Annotated in this window: 14 protein-coding genes; 7 read left to right on the top strand and 7 right to left on the bottom strand. The window is 55.8% G+C overall.

The window, feature by feature from the left end; translation table 11 throughout:
• Nucleotides 1–21: 21 nt before the first annotated feature.
• A complete protein-coding gene (locus AS89_RS18735) occupies nucleotides 22–444 on the bottom strand; it encodes a hypothetical protein (RefSeq protein WP_138976431.1) in 423 nt (140 codons plus the stop codon).
• A gap of 220 nt (nucleotides 445–664) precedes the next feature.
• Between AS89_RS18735 and AS89_RS0116160 the strand changes: the two genes are divergently transcribed.
• Entirely contained in the window at nucleotides 665–2,161 is a 1,497-nt protein-coding gene (locus AS89_RS0116160; protein ID WP_158217379.1) for a right-handed parallel beta-helix repeat-containing protein, read from the top strand.
• Between the two features lie 19 nt (nucleotides 2,162–2,180).
• Here AS89_RS0116160 and AS89_RS0116155 read toward each other — a convergent pair whose 3' ends face one another.
• Both AS89_RS0116155 and AS89_RS0116150 read right to left on the bottom strand, forming a co-directional pair.
• Complete coding sequence (locus tag AS89_RS0116155) at nucleotides 2,181–3,743, bottom strand: hypothetical protein (protein WP_010133799.1); 1,563 nt, start codon at nucleotides 3,741–3,743, stop codon at nucleotides 2,181–2,183.
• Nucleotides 3,744–3,753: 10 nt separating this feature from the next.
• Nucleotides 3,754–5,241, bottom strand: a complete 1,488-nt coding sequence (locus AS89_RS0116150; RefSeq protein ID WP_158217378.1) for an oligosaccharide flippase family protein — start codon at nucleotides 5,239–5,241, stop codon at nucleotides 3,754–3,756.
• A gap of 328 nt (nucleotides 5,242–5,569) precedes the next feature.
• On the opposite strand from AS89_RS0116150, the gene AS89_RS0116145 reads away from it, so the two are divergent.
• The 5 genes from AS89_RS0116145 to AS89_RS0116125 all read left to right on the top strand — a co-directional run bounded on the left by AS89_RS0116145 (nucleotide 5,570) and on the right by AS89_RS0116125 (nucleotide 11,582).
• Nucleotides 5,570–6,847, top strand: coding sequence for a polysaccharide pyruvyl transferase family protein (locus AS89_RS0116145; protein ID WP_010133797.1), 1,278 nt, complete (start codon nucleotides 5,570–5,572; stop codon nucleotides 6,845–6,847).
• 196 nt (nucleotides 6,848–7,043) lie between these two features.
• Complete coding sequence (locus AS89_RS0116140; RefSeq protein WP_010133796.1) at nucleotides 7,044–8,297, top strand: Coenzyme F420 hydrogenase/dehydrogenase, beta subunit C-terminal domain; 1,254 nt, start codon at nucleotides 7,044–7,046, stop codon at nucleotides 8,295–8,297.
• A gap of 107 nt (nucleotides 8,298–8,404) precedes the next feature.
• On the top strand, nucleotides 8,405–9,754 hold the full coding sequence (locus AS89_RS0116135) for a hypothetical protein (RefSeq protein WP_010133795.1): 1,350 nt from the start codon (nucleotides 8,405–8,407) through the stop codon (nucleotides 9,752–9,754).
• 39 nt (nucleotides 9,755–9,793) lie between these two features.
• Nucleotides 9,794–10,735, top strand: a complete 942-nt coding sequence (locus tag AS89_RS17935) for a glycosyltransferase family 2 protein (RefSeq protein ID WP_237709716.1) — start codon at nucleotides 9,794–9,796, stop codon at nucleotides 10,733–10,735.
• The gene (locus AS89_RS0116125) at nucleotides 10,728–11,582 is read left to right on the top strand and encodes a glycosyltransferase (RefSeq protein WP_010133793.1); all 855 of its coding nucleotides are present in this window, start codon (nucleotides 10,728–10,730) and stop codon (nucleotides 11,580–11,582) included. Before AS89_RS17935 ends, AS89_RS0116125 begins: the two co-directional genes overlap by 8 nt.
• Nucleotides 11,583–11,620: 38 nt before the next feature.
• Here the strand turns inward: AS89_RS0116125 and AS89_RS0116120 are convergent, their stop codons facing one another.
• From AS89_RS0116120 to AS89_RS0116110, 3 genes are read right to left on the bottom strand one after another with little or no spacing between them, the layout of a single operon-like run.
• Complete coding sequence (locus AS89_RS0116120; protein ID WP_081475759.1) at nucleotides 11,621–12,895, bottom strand: GNAT family N-acetyltransferase; 1,275 nt, start codon at nucleotides 12,893–12,895, stop codon at nucleotides 11,621–11,623.
• Between the two features lie 58 nt (nucleotides 12,896–12,953).
• On the bottom strand, nucleotides 12,954–18,920 hold the full coding sequence (locus tag AS89_RS0116115) for a non-ribosomal peptide synthetase (protein ID WP_010133791.1): 5,967 nt from the start codon (nucleotides 18,918–18,920) through the stop codon (nucleotides 12,954–12,956).
• Nucleotides 18,917–19,726, bottom strand: coding sequence for a CheR family methyltransferase (locus AS89_RS0116110; protein ID WP_010133789.1), 810 nt, complete (start codon nucleotides 19,724–19,726; stop codon nucleotides 18,917–18,919). Before AS89_RS0116110 ends, AS89_RS0116115 begins: the two co-directional genes overlap by 4 nt.
• A gap of 327 nt (nucleotides 19,727–20,053) precedes the next feature.
• On the opposite strand from AS89_RS0116110, the gene AS89_RS0116105 reads away from it, so the two are divergent.
• Nucleotides 20,054–22,228 (top strand): penicillin acylase family protein, encoded by a 2,175-nt coding sequence (locus AS89_RS0116105; RefSeq protein WP_010133788.1) that lies wholly within the window; start codon nucleotides 20,054–20,056, stop codon nucleotides 22,226–22,228.
• A 34-nt stretch (nucleotides 22,229–22,262) separates the two neighbouring features.
• Here AS89_RS0116105 and AS89_RS0116100 read toward each other — a convergent pair.
• The coding region (locus AS89_RS0116100; protein WP_010133787.1) for an ATP-binding cassette domain-containing protein at nucleotides 22,263–23,234 on the bottom strand (972 nt) is incomplete at its 5' end.

The raw sequence follows: 23,234 nt of genomic DNA, 5'->3' as shown, positions 1-23,234 counted from the left end.
AAGGGTGTCTGGAAAGTATTGTCACCAATGATTGCGTGTGCGTGGATTCCGCCAATTTTTCTGTCTACACCAACGACGCAGGCGTCTCCTTACTTCCCTAGCCAGCCACCAGCCAACAGGGATTCCAGCGATACCAGCAAAGAAATCGGCGGTGGAAGCGGCACGCCGTGCCAGCAGTGCGCCCTGTGCCGCCTCAATGAAAATCGCTGCGATGAACAGCGCAGCGATGACCCAGTGGCGCAACGGTGGGCGGAATGCGAATACGGTGACATAAGCAACACCCGCACAGGCACTGAAGTGCAGTAACAGATCAAAGTTACGAAAGAGTTGGGGAATCGGGTTTGGCCGCAAGCCGGCATATAAACAGATGAGCAGTATCGAAAACAGTAGTAGTCGCCACTTTCCCTGGTGGCGTTCAGAAGTATCCTGGAGGTTGAGTTTCACGCTTGAAAGTTACCGCTTACAGCAAGGGAGTAAAAATCGGGTCGATAGTCATTAGTGTATGTGTCACCAGGTGAAAAGTGTGGGCTGCTATCTATGTCCAGCCGCCACTTTATCGAGCGCTTATCGGTGTGGGGGAATTGACCATCCTAAGGAAGGCAGCAGGTCTATCCTGACTAGGTTGTGTACAAATATCGCGATATATGGGTAATAGGTGCTGAACGTGAAGTTTCCGGTGATTTTTCTCTACATAGGTTTGTTACTGACATTTAGCGCGAACCTTTTCGCCGACTATCACGTTGATGGAAAAAATGGCGACGATAACAACCGTGGTACGGCGGATTCACCCTGGGCGACGCTTGAAAAAGCGCGCCGCACACTCAAAGGACCGGCACGAGTTGTTGTGCATGATGGTGACTACCGTGCATTTGTCGAGAATGAAGCCAGCGACTCAAGCGCGTTTGTCGAGTATGTGGCTGCGCCAGGTGCTCGTCCGCGACTGGAGGGAATTGAAATTCACTATCCAGAACCCGCGGATAGCTTTATTTCTTTTGATGGATTTGACATCTTCAGTACGCGTCGTCTGCGACTGGTGCAGGTCATTAATGCGCGCTATCTGGTAATCCGCAACAGTACATTACACTCGGATCATTGGTCACGCGGCCCGGATGATGGCGTGTATGCGATAAACCTGCGCCGTACTGAAAACGTGCTAATCGAAGGGAACAAGTTTTATGAGGTATTTCGAGGGGTTCTGATTCGCAAGTCAAATGACGTCACGGTTCGGGGAAACTTTATCACGGTCACTGGATCTTCGGGGATCATTTATATGAGCCGGAGCCGCAACGGGCTCATTGAAAATAACCATATAACCGGCAGGGATTTCGTGCGCTATCCCGAGGACCCTTTGGCGTACCATAAGCCCCATCAGAGTATTATCGCGATTAGCGCCAACGACCTGGTCGTACGCGGTAATCTCTTGCATGGCATCGGTAACTCCTCTGGCATGATGCTGTACCAAAATGACATCCCCGCTGATGTCACGGCCTATCGAAATATTCTGATAGAAAGTAATGCGCTGTACGATACATCGAATAACAGCGCACTGCGGATCTACAATCTCGGCGAGAACGTTGTGCTGCGCAATAATTTTTTCTTTTCGAAAAAACGACCCGGCAAGTGTAACGGTGTGACAAATGATGGCCATTATCGCTATAACGTTGCGTTAAACGTCCACTCCATTGCCGAGGGATTCGACGGGTCCGGACTCAAGCTTTACAACAATATTTTTCTGGGGGCAGCCATGATTCCCCCGGCTGCAGAGGAACGCAGTAATTTCTTCTGGTCCCTGAAGCGCGGTAAAAAGTGGCAGATCCAGCCTGTAGACTCTGCGTCACACCTAGTTGTTGGGCGCGACCTCGGCTGTGGGGAGCATCCGATGCTGATGGAAAATGGCAAGTTTTTCCGCGTGCGAAATGATTTAACCTTCCCGGAGAAGTCGATACTTGATTTGACGTTGTCTGGTGGGGAAGAAAATTCGCAAAAGGTGGCGGCAGATCAACTGCCGGAATACTTTCTTGCGCCGCTACAGGACAGCGGGTTCCTGGGTGCGCCCGTGGCGCGAAGCCGGGTTCTACGGCCGGTGCCGGGACCTGTGCAGTTTACTGCATCAGCAGAAGCGGAAACTTCTGAAGCGCAGTCTAATAATGCCAGTCCATGACTCCCCGCCAGAGGACTGGCTAAACCTGAGCCCGCTGGCTGGATCGCGTCTTGCGCGCATGTAACGCAGAGCGAATACGTTTGATCTGATCCTTGAATTCCACCGGCAGCATGCGGCGTATTTCTTCCGAAAGAAAAAGCAATTTGGCAAACCCTGTGGCGCGGTTGAATGGTGTATCCAGCAATTCAGGCCAGAGGTGCCGGTAAACGGCGGGAATCAAGTCTCCCTTGGCGCGCACTTGTTCAGAGACGGACAAAATCGCCCGGTAGTAGCGTGCGCTATTGAAAGGGCTGATAGACGGGAAGGATATATCGTGGCCAAACATGCTGGGACCGGCCCAGCAACCCAGCCGCAGTTCGATATAGGCGAGGTCGAGCAGATTCCCGGCGCTGATATCCGCTGGGAATTCAGCTATCCATGCCTCTGCCAGTCTGGTGGTGATATCGTTTTCGGGGAATTCAAACCGGCGCAGTAGTCCCTGAGTCGTCAGTGTGGCCAGGTTTTCATCTCCCGGGTACCAATAGGGGCTTTTCAATGCTTCGCCGCAGGTGCCGGTCATTTCGTGGCAATGATTATTGTGAATGCGCGCGGTAGTACACAGCTGGGTTACTGCGTCCTCTACGCAGTAGCCGGTACGTTGACGCCATGCATGGACTTCTTCGTCTGTGGGCTGCTGAAACTGCAGAGTACTGTAATTGAGTCCAAACTTCTTGGCGATTCTTCCGGCGATATGGTTATCCAGACGTGTGCCGACATCATCTGCGCTCACCGTCTGGAAGCGCATTTGGTCACAAAGATCTCTGGATGCTGCCAGTATCATTCTGGAGTCGACACCGCCGGTTAAGTGGGCCACATTATGTCCTGCGTGTACCAGTGCCGCGACGTTTTGCTTTACCCAACCAGCGATCATGCCCGTAACATTATCGATATCTGAGCCGTCGATAAGTGATGCACATGAATAGGGTGCGCTTGAATGGATTGAATCCATTGAATCTATCGAATCGATGTTTCGATTGCTAGCGCTGACAGAGTAAGGATATATCCGCTCGACACGCCAATCACTCAGCGTAAGTCGATGGTTGGGGAGTAGTCGCGCGACGCCGTGATAGGGGGTAACGCCAAATGGCAGCCATTTCTTCGGGCTGCCGGCTGTTAGCGCGTCGAAGGTTAACTGGTCAAACCTCAGTTCCTGAATCAGTTGCAGCACGGCTGGGGTTGATGCAGCCGCTTCCAGCTCGGCACTGTAGACCAGTGACATCATGCCGCCAGCGTCCGTGATTACTGCTAGTTGCTGGTGGAGCGCGTACAGGTACACAAAGCGCCCACAAAACGCGTCATACTCCACTGCGACGCCGTCAGTCTGATTGGTGGACTGGATAACGTCGCCATCCTGTAGCAGTTTTCCCTGCCAGATCACCCAGCCAACGATTCGTCCGATCGAGTTACCGTCGAGGTCCTCAACCGTAACCAACGGCACTTCCTTGGCGAGGGATAAGCACCACCCCAGATATTCAATGTTGCGCCAACCGGAGAGCGCCGAGACGGGTTGCTTCGTGATCAGGTATTGCTTGGGTAGGTGCATGGTGTTTGTTTCAGATGTCATTGTTGATAAGTGATTGTTCTGGGGACTTTGTGTCACGCGTCCGTTGCCAGAGATGACGACACTCTCTGCGCAGGTGGGGATCTGTCAGCGCAAGAAGGCTGGCCAGGAGCAGGGCGATAGCGCCACCATAGAGGAGCTGAAGAATGAGGCCCGAAAGCCCACCGGCTGTTGTCTGCGTGGGGGCCAGTCCAATCGTGACGGTCGCAATTGCAACACCGCATGCGGAAAGCAGGAGTAGTCGCCGTACGAACACGACTTTTCCATGTTTGATCGGCGCTAGATACACCGAGATACCCAGTGCAACGGCCTCCCCGGCAATGCCACAGGCGGCAACAGCCTGCACTGAGTGCCCGGTGACGGCGAGGTAGGCGGCAACAGGCAGCGCCAGACTGCGAAAGATATTCGCGATCATCGCATTCTCTGTGCGTCCCTGACTGTTGGCGATGATGGATGGTGCGATACGTAATACCCGTAAAGCCTGCATGATGCTCAGTATGACGATAACGCTAGCTGCCTGAATGTATTGGTCACCAAAACTCAGCTGAATCAATGCGGAACCCGCCAGAGCAAACCCCAGTACCATGAGTAGACCAAAGGCGGCGCATGCGGTGAGGCTCATGGTGCAGCAAGGAACGAATATTTCACTGTTATCGCGATTGCGGGAAAGTATTGGCATCAGTATGGATGCGCTGAGTTTCGCGAAAATGATTGTTGGCAGCATGCAAAGTGAAAAAGCCACGCTGTACCAACCCAGCGTATGCATATCGAATTGCGAGCCGATGATGACACGATCCCCCTGGAAGATTCCGAACATCAGAAAACCATTGATTAGCAATGGCCAGCCGAACCGCAGTTTGCGCCGCGCCAGCAGCCAGTTGAAGGTCCAGCGATACGGACGGCGTGCGAGCAGATGGGATGCGACCACACTGAGCATGGCCTGCAGCAGGATCACCGTGAGCATCACGCGGTAATCATCGAATACCAGGGTCGCCAGCAGGGCGACTAACAAAGTGAGTAGCTCAGGCAAGGTGTCGAATAAGGCGGTTGGGAAAAAGTCCAGTTTGCGCTGTCGCACGACAAAATCGAAATGCATCAATCCGTGCAGAGCGGGGATTAGGGCCACCAATTGAAACACATGAACCAGATGGGGTAGGCCAAACAGGTTCGCCACCGGGCCGGCGATCGCGACCAATACCAGCGCGATCAGGATTCCTTTGGTGAACTGCATCAGATGCGCCGAACTCAGCATGGCGTCACTGTCGCCTTCATCATCCTGCACCAGCACGCGATCCAGTGCCAAATTACTGGTCATTTCTACCAGCGAAATGGTCAGCGCAAACGTCGTTGCAATACCAAAATTCTCACTATCTATATGGCGGGCGATAATAATGTTGCGCAGCATTGAGCTGATCGCAACGATTCCCTGGCTGGCACTGAGTATGGATGCGCCTTTGACAATGCTTGAACGAACGGACAAACCTGACTCCCGCGTGCAGGGCACATAGTGATGGTGTGGCTTTTGTGCATCGTCCGACGACGCACTCGTAGGCAATGCTCAGGACTACCCACCAAGACCCTCGCTAGTTTAGGTCCAAAAGCAATTTTGACGGGCTAATAAATGCCAACTATCCAGCGGGAAATATCTCGTCAATTTCGAATTGCGCAGCGGCACATTTTTCGAAATATCTTTTATCCCCGTATGAACTAATCTTCTGCGAGTGCAAATAACTATTGCCGATCGCAACCGCTGTGCACAGTGTCGTGCGTATCTGTGTCGGCAAAGTACTCCAAAAGGCAAATCTCCAATGACCAGCATTTCACTACTGGGTGCTGCGCCGGATACCGGGAATCTCGGTGTGAATGCGCTCTCGAACTCGGTCGTACACGCTATTCAGGAACGTATTCCCGGAGCGGACTTATGCGTATTTGATAATGGAAAAGGTATCCGTCGCAGAAACCTCCGTATTGGTGATAGCGAATGGTCACTGCGTGGCTGTGGGCTGATCAATAGTCGGCGTGTCTACAAACGTGAGAGCCTCGCGCACATGCGCCTGAGTCAGGTATTCCCGGGGTTGATGAATCCCGGGATACAAACTATCCAACAGTCCCGCGTCGTGCTTGATATCAGCGGTGGTGACAGCTTTACCGACCTGTATGGCAGTCGCCGCTTTGAATTGATTAGTCGACCGAAAGAGATCGCACTGGCCGCACGCAAACCACTGATTCTACTGCCGCAAACCTATGGTCCGTTTCGTACGAAAAAAGCGCATGCGCGCGCGGCCGAAATTGTCCGGCGGAGTCATGCAACCTGGGCGCGGGATGCCCGTAGCTTCGAAGTCATGGTGGACTTGCTCGGTCCGGAGTTCGATAGTGCACGACACAAATGCGGTGTTGATGTGGCTTTCCTGTTGCCCGCAGTATGTCCCCGACAACTGGAAGGCGCGGTTGCAGACTGGCTGGGGCGGGACACACATGGCGCCGGCCCCGCTGTCATAGGCATAAATATCAGCGGGCTTATTTACAACGGCGGTGACTCCGCCGCCCGCCAATATGGGATATCTGCGGACTATGCGAGGGCGGTGCAGTGTTTGGTCGAGCGCCTGCTAAAAGAGTCCGACGTCAATATTTTGCTGGTGCCACACGTCAATGTTCCTCAGGCTGAGGTCGAGTCCGATTTGAGAGCCTGTCGACGGCTACAGGATCAGCTGGGTGGGAAAGCGGCGGATCGTGTACGCGTGCTCACCGGGCAATACAGCGAAATGGAAATTAAGTGGATTATTGCGCGATTACAGTGGTTTTGCGGTACGCGCATGCACTCAACCATCGCTTCCCTATCGTCCGGTGTACCCAGTGCAGCGATTGCCTATAGCGACAAAACGCTCGGGGTCTTCGCGAGCTGTGGCCAGCAGGAGCAGGTATTTGACCCTCGGATTACGCAAACACAGGAACTGGTTGATTGCGTATTCGATTCTTTTGCGCAGCGGGCGCAGATTGCGCCGGTGCTGCAAGAAAAGCTTCCCCGGGTACTCTCCATTGCCCGATCACAGATGGACACCATTGCCGACTGCTGCGCAAACCTGTGAGGTGACGCCACAGGTTAGGTAGCCGGTGAGCACGTGCTGGTTATATGCGCCGTTTTCTATGCGCGGCACCGAGCAAAACGCGGGTTGAGCTAATATTTTCATGGTCTATAAGGTCTGGGCGATGCCGCTGGCATCGATGCCGACTTAGTTTTCTGACTGATGCAGTTACGAAGAAGTCTTTCGGATATAGAAGTTCATGCAGAAAATCAACACGATTGAAGATGTACGGAATTATCAGCTGTGCACCGGTTGCGGTGTGTGCGCAGAGCTTGAGAGTAACCGGTATTCCATGGTGGATGTCCCCGGTGAGGGGATTCGTCCAACGGTAAAAAATGCCGATGTTGAGAGCAGCGGAAAAGCATTTTCGGCGTGCCCAGGCGCGCAGCTAAAGCATGAAACCAGCGTGAAAGACCCACAGCTGCATGAGGATTTGAGAGCCGGCTGGGGGCCTGTCTACGATGTGTTGGAAGGTTACGCTGCGGACGAAGAGGTGCGGCGCGGTTCCTCCAGCGGCGGCGCAATCACTGCGCTCGCCCTGTTTTGCCTCGAGCGGGAGAACATGCGTGGCGCGCTCCATACTGCTGCCGATCCGGAGCAACCCTATCGGAACCGCACGGTGTTCAGCCGGGATCGCACATCGCTACTTGCGGCAGGTGGTTCACGCTATGCACCCTCGAGTCCCTGCGCGGAGCTGCAACAGATATCTCAAGCCGATGGTCCCTGTGTGTTTATTGGCAAACCGTGTGATGTAGCGGCGGTACACGCGGCACAAAAGGTATCCCCAGCACTGAAGGAAAATCTGGGTGTCAGTATCGCTTTATTCTGCGCCGGTGTGCCTTCAACCAATGCGTCTTTGAAGCTTGCCGAGATTCAGGGGGCAAAATCGCCAGAGTCGATTCGTTCGCTGCGCTACCGCGGCAATGGCTGGCCAGGTGTCTGGTCACTGGAGTTTATGGACAGTAACAATGAGCTCCAACGGCGCGAGATGACTTATGCGGAATCCTGGGACTATTTACAGCGTCATCGGCAGTGGCGCTGTTACATATGTCCCGATCATACCGGTGAATTTGCCGATATTGCCGTGGGCGACCCCTGGTATCGGGAGATCGCCCCGGGCGAGCCGGGCAGCTCTCTGATCGTGGTTCGCAGCCAACGGGGCAAGGAGATTGTCGAGGCAGCTATTGCCGCGGGCTATCTGAAAATTACCGCGCGCGATGCATCATTACTGCCGCGGTCACAGCCAAACCTGCTTGCGGCGCGCGGCAATTTATGGGCGCGTTTACATACTCTGCGACTGTTTGGTGCTGCGGTACCCAATTACGTAGGGTTTGCATTTTTTCCATTCTGGTTGGGCGAGCTCAAACTGATGGACAAGTTGCGTTCGTTCGTGGGAACGATAAGACGAATTTATCGAAAGCGGCTGCGTGAGCCTGTTGTTGAATCGCGCTAGTGCGTCGAAATCACAAGGAGCGAAATCCGGGGCATGGCAATGGGCGCGTTTTTCTGAGATGTGTTTATGGAAGGTGTATCTGGAAGGAATTTCTGGAGTAATCGTGGATGACTGAACGTGTAATGCCGGAGCATTTTGGGGGCGCCCTTTGGGCGGACCAGACAATGGTCCACCCCATAGGACTGGCCGCGCTGCTGGCCGCCCTGCTCGCATTATTTGTGCTGCCGCGCCGCTTCCAATTGATACCTCTGCTACTGATCGCTATCGCGTTACCCGGTGCCCAGCGGATCGTTGTGCTCTCCCTCGATTTTACCTTTGTACGTATCATGATTATGGCCACGCTCACTGTGGCAATGCTGAATGGGCAGCTACGCACCATACGTTGGGGGCTGGCGGATTCTCTGATCCTGGCGGCCACGATGTGGAATATGCTCGCATCGGGGATGCTCGTTGGCAGTGTCGATGGCGTGATTACCAGTGCCGGCGGTGCCTTTGATACCTTCGGGGCCTATTTAATTGGCCGGGCGTACTTACACTCGTTCGCCGATATGCGGCGATTGCTGCTGTGCTTTGCGTTCGTATCCTTGCCGATGCTCGCATTCTTCATGCTGGAACAGCTCAGCGGCCGCAATGTGTTTTCCATATTTGGTGGCGTGCCAGCGGAGACGCTTGCCCGCTATGGCCGGCTGCGGGCCCAGGGTCCCTTTATGCACCCGATTATGGCGGGCATTTGCTGGGCGACGATTCTGCCGTGTCTTGTCGCCCTGTGGCAGGGAAAAGTCGGTACCCGCCTGCTCATTGCTGCCGGTATTGCCAGTATGCCGTTGATCGTACTGGCGACTGCGTCCAGTACGCCAGTGGTAGCCCTAATGTGTGGTTTCGCCGGACTCGCCTGCTACGCATTCCGCCATTATATGCGCGCGATGGCCCTGAGCATGGTTGCCGTGCTTACCATTCTGCATTTTTCCATGGATACCCCCGTCTGGCATTTGCTCTCAAGGATTGATATTACCGGTGGCTCGACGGGCTGGCATCGCTACAACCTGATTCAGCAGTCCATCAATCATGTCGGCGAGTGGTGGGCCTTCGGCACTATCGCAACCGCACATTGGGGCTGGGGCATGCAGGACATTACGAACCAGTATGTACTCGAAGGTGTCGATGGCGGGATCGTCCAGCTGTTACTGTTTTGCTGCTTCCTGTTGACCCTGTTTGTCCGCCTTGGCCGTGCGCAGCGATTTACCCGCTCTCATGCGCAGAGCCGGCTGCTGTGGGGTATGGCGGTGGCGTTGTTTGTACATTGTGTCAGTTTTCTCGCCGTATCGTATTTTGGCCAGATGGTGTGCCTGTTCTATCTTTTCTGCGGTGCGGTTGTTGCGGTAACCGAACTCCGTCGCCCACTGCCTGGTGGGGTGAAAACAGCGCAAAACGCGCTGGTCCCAGCGACGTCAAGCTAGACGTTATTTCAATAAATTCTGGAGATGGGTGTGTCCAATATGACCCGGCTCAATATTGTTATTGTCTGTTACAACTGTGGTGCCGACATTGTCAGGTTGCTTAGGGACATCGATGACGGTGACTTGCCTCCGGAAGTGATCAAGTTCATTGTTGTCGACAACGCTTCGATGGATGATTCGCTGGCTATCCTGAGCCCCCTGTCTCCAAAAATTCAGCTGATCGAATCGGAGCGGAACATTGGCTTCGCCGCTGGCTGCAATCTCGGTGCCGCGGCAATTGATAATCCGGCGCCGATTCTGTTTCTCAATCCTGATGTACGCCTGCAGCACGATAGCCTGGCTAACTTGCTGGCCTTCGCGACGGCCACGCCCGGTGCCGGGATCTGGGGCGGTGTAACCTGTGACGAGCAGGGGGCCTATGACGGCAAGTCCGCGTGGCGGGAACCTTCCCTGGTCGACTTGCTGAGCTGGAGTCTCGGTGGGGACTTCCTGTTGCGCAGGACCCTCGGACGCACTAGCGGTGGCTATTCTCCGCGTACCTTGTGCAAGGGGGCAGGGGTAGATGCGGTATCTGGCTGCTTTCTACTGATCGATCAGGCTCTGTTTCGAATGTTGAATGGATTTGATGAGGAATTTTTCCTGTATTCCGAGGAAATAGATCTTTGTCGGCGGGCGCGTGCCCTCGGTGCCCAGCCGCGGGTCACCGGTAGTGCCGTGGTATTGCACGCAGGTAGTAAGACGCTCTCTGGCATCAACAAGCTCAACCACCTGTATCGCGCGAAATTCCAGTACTTCGCCAAGCATGGCTCCCCGATGAGCGTGGCGGTTGCGCGTGGGTTGGTCGCGCTGGGTTCCGCGTTGCGCTTTGCGGCTTTCTCGACGCTGGTGTACCTGGGCAAAGGAAGTAAGGAGCAGCAGTCCGTGTGGAGAAAGTTTTTGGATGACCAGTGGCAATGGCACAAGGCGCGCCGGAATGCTTGACCCGCACAAGCCTGCGATCATTATCCCTGCATACAACGAGGCGCATTCGATCGCGACCTTGTTGGAAGCGGTGAATCCCGGAGTGTTGCTCGGGCACTATTCCGTGCTGGTTGCCTGTAATGGCTGCACAGATGCCACTGCGGAGATAGTCCGCCGCGAGTTCCCACAGGTACATTGCCTGGATATTCAGCGTGCGGGCAAAACGCATGCAATTAATGAGGCAGAAAAACTAGATCTCGGTTATCCCCGTATTTATGTCGATGCGGATGTCAGTATCGATGACATATCACTGCTGCACCTGCTGGATCAGTGCCGCGAAAACAGCAGCGATACGGATCCGGTCGTGGTTGCGCCCGAAGGCATAATGGATATGGCGCGCAGTAGCTATCTGGTACGTTGCTACTATGCCGCCTGGCAAAAAACGCGCTTCTGTAGCGATTTTGGCTATGGTGCGGGGGTCTATGGACTGAACCGCGCCGCGCGTGAGCGCTTTACGCAATTTCCGGATATTATTTCTGACGACGGCTATGTGCGCGCGGTTTTCGGTTATGAAAATATTGTGGTGAGTCGGAAAAGTCAGAGCCGCGTCGTTGCACCAAAAGGTATCCTGGATCTGCTGAAGATCAAGACCCGTAGCAAACTGGGCAAGCTGCAGCTATTGCAGTTGGCTGAATGCCATACGCCCAAGACGCGCAGTCATGCGGTGTTTACACAGCGCCCGAGCATGTTGGAGTTGCTGGTATATTACGGGATTAATGCTCTCAGTTACCTGAATGCCTGGCGCTACCGATATGGAAATGCGCGGTATCGCTGGCAACGGGATGAGTCCAGTCGCGAACTTGCCTAGTCGGTGCGGGGTACCCGTCGCCGCCAGATACCGTTTCGCTATTTGCTGCGATGCTCGAGACGACGGCGCCATTGGCGTTTCGTCCAGGCCATCAGACCGCTTTTCACCAGCAAAGCGCGCACCCACTGCTTGCCCACCCGCGTCACCCCATCCGCCAGTCGCGTGATCTGCGCCGCGATAGAGTTGCTGTAGAAGTGCAGAGTGACTTCCCTGTCATTCTTATTGCCGTATAACGCCTTGTAGCTCGCATCACCAAAACCAAAATCAAACCAGCGCACGCCCTCGGCTTGTAGTTTTTCCAGGATCCGACGCAACAGGTAACCACCGGGGGCAATTTCACGATGTTCGGGCAGAAAAGAGGCGGCCATATAGCAGAAGCAGCCGTTGCACAAACCGCCGACCGCATACGCAATGTTCTTCCCATCCGCTTGTAACAAGAAGCCCCTTAACTGGCCATTGTCTGCAAGAATACGCAAAACATTCCGCCAGTGAGGATTGTCGCGCACGCCGACACCCAGGCTGCCCTGATAGCTCTGGTCACCAATGTTGCTGGCTGCGGTGATCAGGGACCTTATCTGGTCAGCGTGAGTGATTTCAACGATATGGATCTTGTTGTCGAAGTGCCGCTCCAGCTTGCGATCTTTGCGCCGGAAGGAACCGCGTGTTTTCGAGGAGTTGGTGATCACCGCCTCGCCGTTGCAATCGGTTAGCTCGGTGTACCAATGCTCCGTATGAACCGGATTGCCTTCGTCTGCCTGGCGCAGACCGTGCGACAAGGCTTCCCCGGGTGCACTGTCGCAGCGAAGATGGTGTACTGCGACACAATCGATTTCCTTGCTGGCCAATAGGTCGCGAAGGTACTGCAGCTGCTGTTGTGCTACCTCGGGACTGTCGGCGATGAATCCGCCGTGTACGATTTCCAGGGTCTTCAGTAGTGGCATTGGCAGCGAGACTGGTCCCAGCGAGCACTTGGCTCTGGTCATCGCGATACGGGCGATTAAAATTCCTCGAGGAGCAGTAGCGGAATCCCAGAGAACCACACGCGGACTTCGGCAAGCGCTATTGGATGTAGCGAAAGGTAGATAGAAACTGGAATGTGCGTGGAGTGAGCTGGGTGCATCGCCGTACGACGGGGAAAATGACTCCCAGCGCCACAATAGCAGGCGCGCCTCATCCTCTGTACAAGCGACCTGTGGTGCGAAGTCATCATCAATCGATGCACTCTGCGTATCTGCTGTAGCAGAGACGAAGCTTGCTTGTTCAAGTTCGGCGCTCGTCTCCGGCTGCATAGTCGTTTCAACTTCCGACGGCATTATCAGGTCCTTTCTGATTTAGTTTTGGCATATCGATGAGCAATTCACATGCGCCTGATTACCGAATGCGTTCTCCCTCCAGAGGCTTCAAAAACTCCCGACGGCTATGGTGTAGCTGCCTGCCGGACATACTCCACCACTGTAGCTCCAGCAGTTTGGCAATGGTGTCTTGCGAAAAACGATAGCGTACGACCCGTGCCGGGTAGCCGGCTACGACTGCATAGGGCGGCACGTCTTCGATAACCACAGCACCTGCGGCGATCACTGCACCGTCCCCGATTTTTTGCGTTGGGTAGAGTATTTTTGCTCCGTCGCCGATCCATACATCGTTGCCTACTTCGATATTGGTGCGATCAAGTTCGTAACCCGTACTGAAACCAAGACGGGAATGATAAAAAATGCCGTGGGTAGACAGGGTATTGCGGGGGTGGTCTGCGGTCTGGAATTGGACCGTCGGATAAATTGTGGAGTACTTGCCAACGCGGGTGTAGCGCTTCAACTTGGACGGTTCAAACCGGACACTGGTGAAGTCACCCACCTGAATATCGTAATACTTGCGATAGAGGTCCCGCATGGTCAGGCTGAATGTGGAGCCGCCCTCCAGTTTCAGTATCAGCTTCTGTAAGGCGGTACGTACCAGATGCCGTTTTATTGCGAACAACGGCGCCAGCAGCCTGCTCGCAATTTTGGAACGCTGCATCTTCATGCCATGGGGAAAGCTCGGTAGATCACTAGCCTGCTGGTTGTCGCGCAAACGCGTCAGGATGCTGTTGACCTGCAGCTCCGTTTTCTCATCGATGGTTGCCGTGGCAAGCACTTGTGCCTCGGTTTTTCCATCGCGGAATTGGGAGATGGCCTGTGATAGTGCACTGACACTGGGGAAGTCGAACAATAGTGTCGGTGGCAGCTCAAGCGCAAAAAGCTTGTTCAGTTGTGCAATCACGTTGAGTGCTGAAAGGGAGTGACCACCTAGATCGAAGAAACTGCTTTCCATACTCGTTACGGAGATTTTGAGCTGACTTTCGAATACATCCCGAATGATTTTACTGATTTCTTCGGAGGTTGCTGCTGCCTTGGAAGTTTCACCAACTGTTTTGCTTTGTTGTTCGATCACAGTGCTGGGTGTAGGGTGCGGCTCAGTGGATTGAACATTTGCGCCAGTATCCGGAGCAGTAAACGCCTTGCGGTCCACCTTGCCATTGGGAGTGAGCGGAAATGACTGCACCGCGATAAACAGGGATGGCACCATATACTCCGGGAGGGTGAGGCGAAGCTGCCGGCGCAGGTCCTCACTCGTGGGTATATGGAAGGAAGGTATGTCGGAGGAAGGTATGTTGGCAGTAGTTGGCTCGGAATTCTCTGGGTGCTGGCCGAGCAGATAGGCTGCCAAGTATTTTCCACCGGACTCGTCGTCGTGTGCGATGACCACACACTGTCGCACCGACGGGATTTCGGCAATGCGTGCTTCGATTTCGCCAACTTCGACTCGGAATCCGCGGATCTTAACCTGATGGTCCATACGTCCGAGATATTCGATACGGCCATCGCGATGGCGCACCGCCAAGTCGCCGGTGCGGTATAGCCGCTCACCATCGAGGGCCTCGCAAGAGAAAAATCTTTCTCGGGTGAGCTGCTCGCGTTTGTAGTAACCGATCGCAACCCCTGCGCCGCCAATACATAGTTCACCTGGTACACCCACCGGCAGTGGCTGGGCTGCGGAATCCAATACGTAGAGTGTGGTATTCGCAATGGGCATGCCAATAAATGCCGCGTCCTCCGGAGATTCCACGGCACAGACGGATGACCAGATTGTGGTTTCGGTGGGCCCGTAGAGGTTCCAGACCTCCAGTCCACAATCCAGCAGCCGGCTCGCCAGGTCCTTGCCCATGGCCTCGCCGCCACACAGGACTCGCACTGCAGGATCACCTTGCCAGCCGTGGTCAAGGAGCATGCGCCAGGTAGACGGTGTCGCCTGCATCACGCGGATATTCTCGCGCTGCAAGGTTGCCTGTATTGCCTTGGGATCGCGTGATTGCTTCCAGTCCTGAATCACCAGCCGGCCACCGCTCAGTAGAGGGAGGAACAGTTCCAGCAGGGCGATATCGAAGCAGACCGTGGTGAGTGCGAGCAGCGTATCGTCCGCGGAGAAGCCAGGTTCTTTCTGCATGGAACAGAGAAAATTTACCAGGCTGCGCTGGGATATCTGCACGCCCTTCGGGCGGCCGGTAGAGCCGGAAGTGTAAATAACATAGGCCGGCGCATCTGGCTGAGCTTGCGGCGAAGAGACTGCCTGTGATGGATGCTGTTCACAGGCTTTGAATTCGCAGTTTTCGTCCAACAAGATTGTTTCACCGGTGAACGCGGGTAGCTTGTCGCGGCTGGCATTGTCAGTTACCAGCAACTTGGTACCGCTGTCGTCCAGGATGTGGCCGAGCCGTTCCGCGGGAAACATCGGGTCCAGAGGAACAAAGGCACCACCCGCCTTCCACACCGCCAGTAGCGCCACCATCAGGTTGGTCGAACGCTGCATACATATGGCGACCAAAGCCCCGGGCTTAACCCCGCGCGCGCGTAGTTCCTGTGCAAACCCTTCCGCGCGCAGGTTGAGCTGTTGGTAACTGAGCTGGGTATCCGCGCCGATTACTGCGGTTTTGTCTGCATGGACCTTCACCTGCTGGTGGAACTGCTGTGGCACCGTGGCTTCCATGGGGAGCTCTGCCTGGGTCTGGTTCCACTGCTGGGTTACCTGACGGTACTCTTCCGCAGCGAGTAATGGCAGTTCTGCGAGTGGCTTGTCAGGCATGGCCGCGATACTGCTCAACAGTTGTTCCAGATTGAGCGCAAGATTTTTTGCTGTTTGCCGGTCGAACAGTGCCGAGCGATATTCCAGTGTGCCGGCGAGGGTCGAATCTCCCTCCAGTATCGAGAGCGTGAGATCAAATTTTGCGCCGCCAGCATGGGTAGTTAGTGGCGTCACACGAAGCCCTGGTAGTTTCCATTGTCCGGCGCGTTCTTTGCGGTGAATAAACAGGTGGCGGAAAAAGGGCGGTTCACCGGAGCCGCGGGGTGGATTCAGCTCGGCTACCAGATCCTCAAACGGGACCTGATCATTGCTGAAGGCGTCGATGGTGGTTGAGCGCACCTGCCGCAACAAATCCCGGAAGCAGTTGACCACGGAAAAATCCGTGCGCATCACCAGGGTATTGATAAACAGACCAATCATGTTTTCGGTCTGAGTATGTGGGCGGCGACCACTAGGAGTGCCAACGAGGATATCGTTCTGCTGTGTATATCGATGTAGTAAAAGCTGCCACGCGGCCAGTAATAGCATAAAGCTGGTGGCGGACTCCTGGCGGGCCAGGAGCTGTAGCTCTGCGGTCAGGGTTGCGGGTAACTTGAAGGTCACCATGCCGCCACTGAAATCCGGTGTCGCGGGGCGTGCGCGGTCCGAGGGAATATCGAGGGGGGAGGGCAGTGCCGCAAGTTGGTTGCGCCAGTAGTTCAATTGCTCGCGATAGGTTGGCGATACTCCCCTTTGCTGCTCCCAGTAGGCATAGTCTGCGAACTGCAGTGATTGCGATGGCAGTGCAATTGTTTTTCCGGTATCCAGTGCGCCGTACAGCTTACCCAGTTCCGTAAAGAATATTCCACTGGACCAGATGTTGTCGTAAATGATGTGGTGGAAACTCAGGGCCAGGATCGCCGTTTCGTCTTCAATCCGAATCAGGTGGGCGTGAAATAACGGGCCCTGCGCCAATGCGTCCGCTTCTCGCAGCAGTTTCTGGCAGTAGGCAAGGGCGCGGGTGGCGCGCCCTTTTTGTGGTTCCCGGCGCAGGTCGATGGTGTTGAGACTGAACGAGGTGCGCGGCAAGACCTGTTGATAGGGCCCGTCCGCGTCTTCCGGGAATACCGTTCTCAGTATGTCGTGACGCTCCAGTACGGTGGCAAGCGCTTGCTCCAGCGCAGTGATATTCAGTGCTCCACGCAGCAATACTGAGTTGGAGATCTTGTAGGCGCGGCTATTTCCCCACAGTTTTTCTGCTAGCCACATGCGCTTCTGCGCCGAACTCAGTGGAATGCGTGTGCCCACGGGTGCTGGGGCAATCCCTTGTTCAATTCCGTGAATCTCACTACCACTGTCGCTACCGTTGTGTGTGCTGCTATTTGTGCTGCTGCGTTTGCGGGCACCTGCGTGAGTGGTAACAAGGGTGTCGATGTGGGCGGCGAGTGCGCTAAGATCTTTTTCCTCGAAGATACTGCGCATACTCAAGTTCACATCAAACTGCTCATTGATGCGCGCCAATAATTGCGTGGCGTTGAGTGAATGGCCACCGAGGGCAAAGAAGTTGTCGGTGATACTGACGGCGTCTTTGCCGAGGAGCTCCTGACAGTACTCGACCAGGCGGGCTTCAGTTTTCCCCTGTGCGGGCATGTAGGGTGTGCCGGGTAATGTAAGGCTTTCGGTTACCGACGGCAGCGCGTTGCGATCGACCTTGTTGTTCGGAGTTTTTGGTAGTTGCTCGAGCTGCACGTATAGCGTCGGGATCATGTAGTAGCTGAGTGTTGCGCTCATATGATCGCGTAACTGCTGCACGCTTGGTGCTCTGCCTGCCACCGGCACCAGATAGGCCACCAGTTGCGTTTCCCGCTGGTGTTCGCGTGCAACGATGACGGCTTCGACAATATCTGGATGTGCCAACAGTCGTGCTTCGACTTCGCTGACCTCCACGCGAAACCCTCGAATTTTCACCTGAAAATCCCTGCGTCCACGGTGGTGCAGCAGGCCATCGGCGTCCATCTGGCCGAGGTCGCCGGTGCGGTAAATCGTGATTCTCGGGTCCTGGCGATCGCGGCTAAATGCCTTGGCGCTGGCCTCCAGGTTTTTCCAATAGCCAAGTGCCAGGTAGCGACTGCGTGCAGTAATTTCACCGACCTGTCCCGGCGCGACTTCTACACCGTTTTCATCCAGCAGCAGTATGTCTACACCCTCTACCGGGTAGCCAATGGGCACGACGTCGCCATCGAGCGCGGTGTCTGGGCCTATGTGGTAGTAGCGGATGGTGCCGGTCTCGGTGGAACCCAGCCCGGTATAGAACTCGATGTCGGGGGAAAAGACTTTTCTCGCCAGCTCGATGTCGCTGGTCAGGACTCTTTCACCGCCGAAGGTCACAAGCCGAATAGCGAAGTGGTTGTCTTCTTCCGGCCGGTACTGGGCGGCGAACTCCCGGAACAGAGAGGCCACCGAGTGATAAATCGTGATGCGCCGTGACTGCATCCAGTCCGCCAGTTTTGCCACACCCTCTTTGTGGAAATCGTAGGGAAACAGGGCCGCACCATTGAGCAGGGCGCCGAAAATACAGTAAACCGAGGCGATGACGCTGCAGGAGTACAGCAACGTCATGCGGTCTTCGGGGGTCACATGTTGCAGGTTACTGCGCCGCATACAGCCGTGCAGCAAATTGCGGTTGTTCTGCACCACGCCTTTTGGGGTGCCGGTAGAGCCTGACGTGTAAATAATGTACGCCAGCGTGTCCGGCGAGACGGAGACGCCCGGGTTGTTGCTGTCGTTATGCTCGGGCACGGCATCGAGATTGAGCACTGCGGTGTCATCGCCAGCCAGTTCCTGTGCCGCTGCCAGGCTTGCGCCATTGCTGATGATCAGGGCGGCCTGGGACTCCTGGTAGATGTATCGATTGCGCGCTTGCGGAAAGGCGGGGTCGATGGGGACATAGGTGTGGCCGCATTTGAGTATGGCCAGAATGGCGGCAATCTGCGGAATCCCTTTTTCCAGATACAGGGCCACCCGCGCCGGTTTCTCGGCGGGAACCCGGGCGATAATCTGGTGTGCAAAGCGGTTCGCCAGCTGATTGAGTGCGCTGTAGGTAACCGACCCGCTGGTGTCGGTTATCGCCAGGCGTTCTCCGTAACGCTCTACCAGTGTTTCAAAACGCTGGGCGACAGATTGCTCGGTATCTGCGAGGGTAAATTCGGTGGCGTTCTGTGCGGTTGCTTCGACAGTAGTCATACGGTGGCCTTTCGATAAATAGTGCAGTGTTCGCGAATCCATTCGCGAGAGCGGCGGCTGAATGGTTTTCTGCCCCAGTAGGCGCCAGCCCAGCCGTCACCGCGGTCACGGCGGGCATCGTTGTGAATTTCTTCGATCAGGTAGTCTTCCGGTTGCAGCCGGAATTTCTTGGTGAGCTGCACGCGCATGTCCATATCCATGCCATTGACAAACAGCGCACCGCCCGGCGCAACCAGCTTCTCCAGGTGCGCAAATGCCTGGCGGGCGTTGGCGGCCGGCAGGTGGAACAGGACGTTTTGGGCAAACACCAGATCCGCTTGCCCGAGTTCCGCGATGAAGTCTTTGTCCAGCATGTCGCCGACATGGAACTGGATGTTTGCCAGTATCTCGGGTTTTACCCGGTATTCTTCGCCCTTGATATCGAAGGTTCTGCTGACAAAGTCCTCGGTGACAAATGGACCCTGGTAGACCTCTTCATGGGAATAGACCGGGTTTTGTGCGCGCTCGATTACTTCCGGCACTATGTCGAATGCTTCGATACGAAAATCGAGATCTGGGAAGTGGCGGCGCAAGGTAGTGGCCAGGGAGATTGGCTCGGCGCCACTACAGCAGCCGAAAATCAAGACGCGTAATTGCGCAGCTGGAGCGGGGGTTATTTGCGGCAACACACGTTCCACAAGAGCGCGGTACTGGTGCGGAAACCGGTAGAACTGGGTATAGACACGGTTGGTACGCGGCGTGGTTTTCACGACATACCAGTGCTTCAAATGCCGCAGCAAATTTTTGATAGGCGATGGGTTTTCCATGTAGGAGAACATCCTTTGTCGGCTTGTCACGGTAATACGCTTCCGCGCCGGCAATTACTGTTATTCGACGGGAAGATTCGTAAGAGCTTCGTTGCTTTTTGGGGCGCCGGAGATGATTTGTGTAGTGTGGGAAGATCACGACTGTGCGCGTTTGCCGCTCCGGTTCACCGCGAAAATTATAGATATTGGTTGCGGTATCACCGGCGCAGTAGATGAATGACCGGACAATTAATTATTGGCGGAATTGACCGGCCAGACAGGTTCGCTGCTTTACCTGTCGCGCAATGGGCACGAAACTGACGACTTATTTGCAATAAGAAAATAACAATGCGCTTGCTCACATCTCTACTGGCCGCTTCCGGCTGCCTTGCAGTAGCCTGGTATGCCGCCGAACAGAATTTGCCGGCCTCGATCGACGCCACCTTGCGTGCCCAGATGGAAACGGCCGCGGACCGCTACAATGCGGAGATCCTGCGCGACGAATGGGGCATTCCGCATGTGTTTGGCGTCAGCGATGCCGATGCATCGTTTGGCCTTGCCTACGCCCATGCCGAGGATGATTTCGCCACCATTCAGGACGTAATCCTGGCAACGCGCGGCCGCCTGGCGACGCACAAGGGCTGGTCCGCGCTCAAGACGGACTACCTGGTGCAGTGGATGGGGGTATGGGATGCGGTAAACAGCGGCTACCAGCAGCGCCTGTCACCGGAAGGGCGGGCCATGGCCGAAGCCTATGCGGCGGGTATTAACCTGTATGCGGTGCAGCATCCGGATGCCGTGGCACGCGCGCTGTTGCCGGTTACCGGGAAAGACCTTGTCGCCGGCTTCACCTTCAAGACACCAATGTTCTATGGCTTCGACAAAGCTCTCGGCGAGTTGCTGAACAGTGAAGAGCCCCTCGAGCTTGCGGTGGCCGGTGACGACGCGCTGAGCTGGCAGCCGCGCAGCAACCTGCCCATTGGTAGCCAGGGCATTGCCGTGGCCCCCCATCGCTCGTCGGATGGCGCGACCCGATTGCTGGTGAACTCGCACCAGCCGCTGACCGGGCCGGTGGCCTGGTATGAAGCGAGTATTCACTCCGATGAGGGGCTGGATATGGCGGGGAGCACTTTCCCCGGCTCGCCGGTGATTATTCACGGCCACAACCGCGATGTTGCCTGGGCCAACACGGTGAATAAGCCGGACCTTGTGGATATCTACCGGCTGAGTATTAACCCGGAAAACGCCAACGAGTATCGGTTGGATGGCGAGTGGGTAGAGTTTGAGCGCGAATCTGCCTCGATGACGGTGAAGTTCCTCGGGCCATTGCACTGGACCTTTGACAAGGAGGTGCTGCGCTCACAACACGGGCCGGTGATGGAAACCGAGCACGGTGTTTATGCACTGCGTTGGGCGGGTATGCAGGAATCCCGCACGCTGGATTTTATGCTGGCACTCAATAAGGCGGAGAACCTGCAGGACTTCGAGGCCGCGTTGCGGTTGCAGGCGATGCCCAGCATCAACTATGTGTTCGCCGATCGCGCGGGGAACATTGCCCATTACTACAACGCCCAGTTTCCGCAGCGGCTTGAAGGTTGGGACTGGTCCAAGGTCTTGCCCGGTGATCGCTCCGAGTTGATCTGGCAGGGGTACCGCCCGTTTGCGCAGATGCCGAAAACCGTTAATCCCGTTTCCGGTCTGGTATACAACGCGAACAACCCGCCGTTCCAGGCAACCGATGGCGACGACGACCCGCGCGCTGGGCAGTTCCCCGCATCAATGGGCATTGAGTCGGTAATCACCAACCGCGCGTTGCAGATCGAAGCCCTGTATGGCGATAGCGAGCAAATCTCTCCGCAGCAGTTTGAAACCTTCAAGTACGATGCCGACTATCACCCGGACTCTTATCAGTTAACCGGTTTGAACGCATGGTTAAGTGGTGCCCACGAGCGATTCGCTGATACCGACTATGCCGCCGCGCTGGAGGATTTGCGCAGCTGGTCCGGCAGCTTTGCGCAGACCGATAATCTGGCGGCGCTGGCGGCGTTGACCCTGGCCCCGTTCCAGGCTGCGAACTCTGCGCAGGTTGCCGACGCGTTGGTGGACGAAGCCTTCCGTACTGCGGTGGATGACCTGGTTGACGCGCACGGGCAGTATCGGGTGCCTTTCGGCGAGGTTAACCGGCATGTGCGCGGTGATCTCAGCCTGCCACTGAGCGGCGCTGCGGATACGCTGCGCGCGGTTTACGGGGGCGAGTTAAACGACGAGGGCTTCTGGGAGAATCGCGCCGGCGACAGCTACGTGATGTTTATCAGCTGGCCCGCAGGTGGTGAGGTGCAATCGCGCGCTGTGCATAACTTTGGCAGCGCCACGCTGGATACTACCTCACCGCACTACGCGGATCAGGCAACCCTGTTTGCCAATGAGCAATTGCGTGCGGTGTATTTTGATCGCGCAGAGATTGAGCGACAGGCAGTACGTCGCTATCGCCCGCAGCAGTCGGATTCTGCTGCAGGCGAATAAGCCCAGATCTTAAACCAAGCTCTTAAACAGAGGTCTAACCGAGCATCGGCCCAAGGAAGCGGCCGGTGTGGGAGCCCGCTACCTCGGCGACGTCTTCCGGCGTGCCGGTGGCAATAATCTGGCCGCCGCCGGAGCCGCCCTCCGGGCCGAGGTCGACAATCCAGTCCGCGGTCTTCACGACATCCAGGTTGTGCTCGATCACCACAATGGTGTTGCCGTGATCGCGCAGCCGGTGCAGTACATCCAGCAACAGCTGGATATCGGCAAAGTGCAGGCCGGTGGTGGGTTCGTCGAGGATATACAGCGTTTGCCCGGTATCCCGTTTGGAAAGTTCACGGGAGAGTTTTACCCGCTGCGCTTCACCGCCGGAAAGTGTGGTGGCGGCCTGGCCGAGCTTGATATACGACAGGCCCACATCCATCAGTGTCTGCAGTTTTTTCGCGATGGACGGAACCGGGTCGAAGAATTCCCGCGCGTCCTCCACGGTCATTTCCAGGACTTCGTGGATGTTCTTGCCTTTGTACTGTACCTCCAATGTTTCCCGGTTGTAGCGTTTGCCTTTACAGGTATCGCAGGGCACGTAGATATCCGGCAGGAAGTGCATTTCCACCTTGATCACGCCGTCGCCCTGACATGCCTCGCAGCGGCCGCCCTTGACGTTGAAGCTGAAGCGCCCGGGTTTGTATCCCCGTGAGCGGGCTTCCTGGGTACCGGCAAACAATTCGCGGATGGGGGTGAAAATACCGGTATAGGTGGCGGGGTTGGAGCGCGGTGTACGGCCGATGGGGCTCTGGTCGATATCCACACATTTGTCGAAGTGCTCGAGCCCCTCAATTTTTTTGTGCGGCGACGCCTTGAGCGTGGTGGCCTTGTTCAGTGCGGTGGCAGCCAGCGGATACAGAGTGGTATTGATCAGTGTGGATTTGCCGGAACCGGAGACACCGGTGATACAGGTGAACAGACCCACCGGGATTTCCAGATTGACCGACTGCAGGTTGTTACCAGT

The organism is Microbulbifer agarilyticus S89, from assembly GCF_000220505.1.
In the GTDB taxonomy this organism is placed as follows: domain Bacteria; phylum Pseudomonadota; class Gammaproteobacteria; order Pseudomonadales; family Cellvibrionaceae; genus Microbulbifer; species Microbulbifer agarilyticus_B.
This window is presented reverse-complemented; position numbering and strand designations above follow the sequence as displayed.

What these genes read in the sequence shown, in the direction of transcription:
- AS89_RS0116155 (WP_010133799.1), bottom strand. Translation starts at nt 3,743, where the DNA reads ATGCACCTACCCAAGCAATACCTGATCACGAAGCAACCCGTCTCGGCG.
- AS89_RS0116145 (WP_010133797.1), top strand. Translation starts at nt 5,570, where the DNA reads ATGACCAGCATTTCACTACTGGGTGCTGCGCCGGATACCGGGAATCTC.
- AS89_RS0116140 (WP_010133796.1), top strand. Translation starts at nt 7,044, where the DNA reads ATGCAGAAAATCAACACGATTGAAGATGTACGGAATTATCAGCTGTGC.
- AS89_RS0116135 (WP_010133795.1), top strand. Translation starts at nt 8,405, where the DNA reads ATGACTGAACGTGTAATGCCGGAGCATTTTGGGGGCGCCCTTTGGGCG.
- AS89_RS17935 (WP_237709716.1), top strand. Translation starts at nt 9,794, where the DNA reads ATGACCCGGCTCAATATTGTTATTGTCTGTTACAACTGTGGTGCCGAC.
- AS89_RS0116125 (WP_010133793.1), top strand. Translation starts at nt 10,728, where the DNA reads ATGCTTGACCCGCACAAGCCTGCGATCATTATCCCTGCATACAACGAG.
- AS89_RS0116120 (WP_081475759.1), bottom strand. Translation starts at nt 12,895, where the DNA reads ATGCCGTCGGAAGTTGAAACGACTATGCAGCCGGAGACGAGCGCCGAA.
- AS89_RS0116115 (WP_010133791.1), bottom strand. Translation starts at nt 18,920, where the DNA reads ATGACTACTGTCGAAGCAACCGCACAGAACGCCACCGAATTTACCCTC.
- AS89_RS0116110 (WP_010133789.1), bottom strand. Translation starts at nt 19,726, where the DNA reads ATGGAAAACCCATCGCCTATCAAAAATTTGCTGCGGCATTTGAAGCAC.
- AS89_RS0116105 (WP_010133788.1), top strand. Translation starts at nt 20,054, where the DNA reads ATGCGCTTGCTCACATCTCTACTGGCCGCTTCCGGCTGCCTTGCAGTA.